Raw genomic sequence first — 1,552 nt, 5'->3', positions numbered from 1 at the left:
TCAACAGCAGCCTTGTAAGCAAAGATATCTGCACCGGAACCACCAGTCAGAATATCCGCACCCAGGCCGCCGCTGAGGATGTCAGCATATGCAGTACCAGTGACGTTGTTAGCCTTCGCATCTCCGGTAAATAAGACAGGCGTCGTAAAGTTGTAACCGCCAGCACCTGAACCGAAATTATTGCTCGCACTCGGATAGGTATTCCCAGCAGCAGTTAAATCAACAATGCTACCTGAGTTGGTTGAAGTACCAGTGGGAGAAGTTGCGATCGTCCCTGTAAATACAAAGTCCGCTGTTCCAAAACTGGTAACAGAAGTACCCAAGTTAGCAACATTGACAGTAGGAGAAGGGCCAGTGCCGTCCGCATCAAAGACTAGAACGCTTTCGCCCGCAGCATTTTGATAGAGACAGAAAACCGGGGAGGTTCCGGCACCTGGAAGCGCTGCAAATTTCGATTGCACATCTGATAAGCTCGCGTAAGTACCCGAGAAAATCAGCAACTCTTTGCCAGCAATGTCAGTCGTTGGACTGGTAACATTTACCAAGTCAAAATCAGAGTTCTTCAACTTGCCGAATTCAGTCGAAACAAACTCTAATTTATCGGTTCCAGATTTGAAGTCGGTAATTTTATCGCCGCCTTCTTTAGTTGTCGTGTAGACAAAGACATCGGCACCAGTGCCACCGCTGAGGAAATCGAAACCGAGGCCGCCTGTGATGATATCGTTGCCGTCACCGCCCTTGAAGGTGTCGTTAAACTTGCTGCCGACAATTTTGTCATCGCCTGCTTTAGCATCGAAATTAACTCCGGCCGGATAAGTGCCGAAATTGAAATTGTCAGGGCCGTCAGTACCGACAGGAACATTTAGCGGCCCGCCGGTGAACTTAAAGTTCTTGACTTCCAGGCTAAATTTCAGCGAGAAACTGGCCACAATGTCAAAGCGCACCCCAACACCATATACCAGCACGGTACGGTTAGTAGCTGCATCTGTAAACTGACAGAAAACAGGCGCGTCGGTTTTGCCGCCCAAAGCTGCAAACCGCGCTTGCAAAGTGGCGATGCTGGTAACGGTGATATCGGCGCTGAAGTCGAGCAAGTTAGCGCTGCCGATCGCCCCAACAGCAGAAGTAGCATTAATCGCCACTTTAGTCAAGCTTGCAACGCTGAGATTAAAAGCTGCGTTAGAAAAGTCTAAAACATCCTCATCGACATTAAAGTCAGTAATTAAGTCAGCTTCTGCAACTGTTTTAATGTTTTCGCGGGAAACGGGGTAAACAAAGCTATCCTTTCCAGGACCCCCAGTTAGAATATTGGTTCCTTCGCCGCCGTCGAGCGAGTCATCGCCGTCATCTCCGGTTAATTGGTCATTGCCAATACCGCCGATTAATTGGTCTTTGAGCTTACCACCGATGATATCGTCATCGCCCTCGCCGCCATCGATATCATTCTCACCATCGCCGCCTTTAATTGTGTCCTTGCCTTTGCCAGCGATGATTTTGTTTTTGCCTTTACCACCGATGATAGTGTCATCGCCATCGCCACCTTCGATATCAT

General features: G+C 48.7%; 1 pseudogene. It reads right to left on the bottom strand.

The features are described from left to right. Positions 1 to 1,552 (bottom strand): annotated as a pseudogene (locus QUB64_RS11190) (cadherin-like domain-containing protein); the annotation flags it as partial.

The organism is Microcoleus sp. Aus8_D2 (assembly GCF_036702665.1).
In the GTDB taxonomy this organism is placed as follows: domain Bacteria; phylum Cyanobacteriota; class Cyanobacteriia; order Cyanobacteriales; family Microcoleaceae; genus Microcoleus.
This window is presented reverse-complemented; position numbering and strand designations above follow the sequence as displayed.